Here is a 3,564-nt window from a genome sequence, read left to right as displayed (position 1 = left end):
GGGAGGAGCAGTCCCGCCCTGTTATTGCCTTAACGCTTTCCTCTGCATTAAGTGGAACTTATCAATCAGCGGTATTGGCTAAGCAGAGCAACCGTCGTCTTACCGGACGATTCCGGTCCATATACTTCAATAATTCTTCCGCGCGGAAAACCACCAATGCCAAGTGCGATGTCAAGCGCAATAGAGCCGCTCGGTATCGTCTCCACTTGCATATGCGTGGATTCTCCCAATTTCATGATGGAGCCTTTGCCGAATTGCTTCTCAATTTGACGCAAGGCGTTCTCTAGTGCAGCACGACGATCTGACAAGCTACTCACTTCCTTCTAAGGTTTCTAGTTATATGATACCTGTTTTTCCGACCGTTGCCAAGTGTTTTTTCGAACATACATTCGCACTCGCCACATATTGCGCAAACAAAAAACCGCAGCAAAGTATGAAGTACTTTGCTGCGGTTCCTCCGTCAGCTAAGTTTATTGTACTGCAACTTCGTAGTCCTTACAAGTATTTCCTGATCRCAAATACGAGTGACCATCTACGTCCTATTCTTTCAAACGCAGCCATAGCTGGTACAGCGCGGCCTTGGCCGCTTTAAGCCGGATCATCTCTCGGCCGCCCGATAGCTGCAGCTGATGTGTGACCACATCTTTCCCGCGCTCTGCGAGGCCGATAAAGACAAGCCCGACCGGCTTCCCCTCTGAGGTGCTTGGTCCCGCGACTCCGGTTATCGCAAGCGAGAAGTCGCTGTTCGCACGCTCAAGCGCTCCTTCGGCGAGCCTCCCTGCCGTCTCTGCACTGATTGCACCTGGAGCGTCATCACCCTCAAGCAACTCCATCGGTACGCCAAGCATAACGTGCTTGAGCTCGTTGCTGTAGCACACGACACCGCCCCGGAACATGCTTGAGCTTCCTGTCACCGCGGTCAGCATCTCGCTTAGCAGGCCCCCTGTGCAGCTCTCAGCCGTACTCAGCGTAAACCCACGCTCGCTCATAAGACGAACAAGCGTCTGCTCCATACTAACATCCTCATCCGCATATATGTATTCGCCCAGCCGTTCGCGGATCTTCTTCTCCACATTCGCAATTTTGGCAAAACCTTCTTCAGCCCCTGCCGCTCGGGTTGTGAGACGAATCGTCACTTCCCCTTCCTTCGCATAGGGTGCAATGGACGGATCCTGCTGACCGTCGATCAGATCAATCAGCTGATGCTCCAGACTGGATTCACCAATACCGGCGAATTTGAGCATCTTGGAGTAGAGCGGCAGCACGCCGGTTAAACGGGCTTGTAACCATGATCGCGTGTAATTGTCGAACATAGGCTTCATTTCTTTGGGCGGACCTGGCAGCAGCACGTAATGTGTACCTTCGTGTGTAAGCGCGGCCCCAATCGCAAGTCCAGTATCATTCGTCAATGGCTCGCTATCCACGAGCAGATTCGCCTGCCTGGAATTGCTGGCTACCATCTCCATCCCGCGCGAAGCGAATACTTGCTCGATCTTATCCATCGAAGGCTGATGAATATACAGAGTCCGGCCTAGAAATTCCGCCAGTGCATCCTTGGTCAAGTCGTCTTGGGTTGGCCCTAGGCCTCCCGTGCAGATGATCAGATCCGCCCGCTGCCGGGCCGTCTCGAACGACTGCTTGATCCGTTGCAAGTTGTCGCCCACTACAGTCTGAAAGTACACATTGATTCCCAAGTCCGCGCATCCCTTGGATAAATATTGCGCATTCGTATTCACGATCTGACCTAGCAGCAATTCCGTTCCAATTGCAATAATCTCCGCTTTCATTTCGACGCCCTCCCCAATATACCCACGTTACACACAGAAACGCCCCGGAGGGCGTTCCATTACACATCCAACAGCGTTTTATTTTTCACGAAATAATCAATTCCCGAATAAACCGTTATAATCGCAGCTGCCCAACTCGCGATCAAATCGAACGGAAAGCTAATAAAGGTAAAGGGAAAGTTATTAATCAACAGAGCAATAATCGCCGTAATCTGAATCCCTGTCTTCCACTTGCCCCAAAGGCTAGCCGAAATGACCGGTTTATTCTGAAGCAACCCAACCATTCGCAATCCGGTGACGGCGAACTCCCTGCTAATAATTACTATGGCAATCCAAGCATCCAGCTTTTGCATGTCCACAAGTGAAATGAGCACTGCTGACACGAGCAGCTTATCTGCCAACGGATCTAGCAACATGCCTAAGCTCGTTACCATCTTCCGCTTACGGGCAATATAGCCGTCCAGACTGTCTGTACTGGCGGCTATGATGAAGATAAGTGCTGCAATGATCTGATTGTAAGTAATACTGAACTGCTCAATATTGATGGGCGGCAGATCAAAGTTAACTAGCAGAAAGAACATGATCACCGGAACGAGGAATATTCTCGCTAGCGTAATTTGGTTGGCCAGGTTCATGCAATTCCCTCCCCGGACAGATCAAATTCGAAGGAATGTGTAATCCGTACTTTCTGCAATTCGCCGATTCCACTGGCGCACTTGGTTACGAACACTTCCCCGTCGACATCAGGTGCATCATATTGCGTCCGACCGATGAAAACATCATTTCGTCCGTCGTATCTTTCAATCAAAACATCCAGTTCTTCACCGATTCGCTTGCCATTCTGCTCATTCGATACTTGTCGCTGGATCTCCATGAGTGTATTCGCACGCCATTCCTTCACTTCGTCTGGCACTTGATCCGGCAAGCGGGAGGCTGGCGTATCTTCTTCCTTGGAGTAGGAGAATACGCCTAATCGGTCAAATTTCATATCACGAACGAACTCGCACAGATTGTTGAAATCCTGCTCCGTTTCACCTGGAAACCCGACAATCAACGAAGTACGCAAAGCTACTCCCGGAATGTGTGCACGCATCTTGGCTACCAACTCTCGCGTGTCACGCTGGCGTCCTGGCCGTCTCATCCGTTTCAATATCGAATCCTCGCTATGTTGCAATGGCATATCGATATATTTGCATATCTTCGGATTGCTTGCCATCGTAGCGATCAGCTCGTCCGAGAAAAAACCTGGATAGGCGTAGTGAAGCCGCACCCATACAATTCCAGCCACTTCACTTACTTTATTAAGCAATGTCGGCAGCATGAACGAATCGTATAGATCGGTACCGTAATTAGTAGAGTCCTGCGCGATCAAACTAATTTCACGAACACCCTGCGAAGCAAGCAACTCCACTTCTCTAATAATCGATTCCATGCTGCGACTGCGAAATTTCCCGCGCATAATCGGAATGCTGCAGAATGTACAAGCGTTGTCACAGCCCTCGGCAATCTTGACATATGCCGTATATCGGGGAGTTGTCACCTTCCGCGGCAGAGCAGCTTCGTAATTGAAGACGGGATTGCCCACGCGAACAGGCTTGCTCCCTCTTAATGCTTCGTCAATAATCTCATTGATATTATGGAAATCTCCAGTACCGACAATGCCGTCGATCTCTGGCATCTCCTCCATTAATTGCTGCTTGTACCGCTGTGTAAGGCAGCCGGAAACGATTAATGCTTTGAGATTCGCGGTCTGTTTCAATTCCGCCATGTCTAGAAT

General features: G+C 50.0%; 3 protein-coding genes and 1 pseudogene. All 4 read right to left on the bottom strand.

Translation table 11 applies throughout. The features are described from left to right. Positions 1-83 precede the first annotated feature (83 nt). A pseudogene (locus AC1DWB_RS32245) lies at positions 84-308 on the bottom strand (recombinase RecA); the annotation flags it as partial. Positions 309-539: 231 nt separating this feature from the next. Further along, positions 540-1,787: a competence/damage-inducible protein A gene (locus AC1DWB_RS32240; protein WP_477545188.1), complete on the bottom strand. Its 1,248-nt coding sequence runs from the start codon at positions 1,785-1,787 to the stop codon at positions 540-542. 59 nt (positions 1,788-1,846) lie between these two features. Then, positions 1,847-2,422 (bottom strand): CDP-diacylglycerol--glycerol-3-phosphate 3-phosphatidyltransferase, encoded by a 576-nt coding sequence (pgsA, locus tag AC1DWB_RS32235; protein WP_477545187.1) that lies wholly within the window; start codon positions 2,420-2,422, stop codon positions 1,847-1,849. Further along, on the bottom strand, positions 2,419-3,564 hold a 1,146-nt coding region (gene rimO / locus AC1DWB_RS32230; protein ID WP_477545186.1), incomplete at its 5' end, for a 30S ribosomal protein S12 methylthiotransferase RimO. The genes pgsA and rimO, both read right to left, overlap by 4 nt.

It is taken from the genome of Paenibacillus sp. P4_E11, from assembly GCF_056401635.1.
This window is presented reverse-complemented; position numbering and strand designations above follow the sequence as displayed.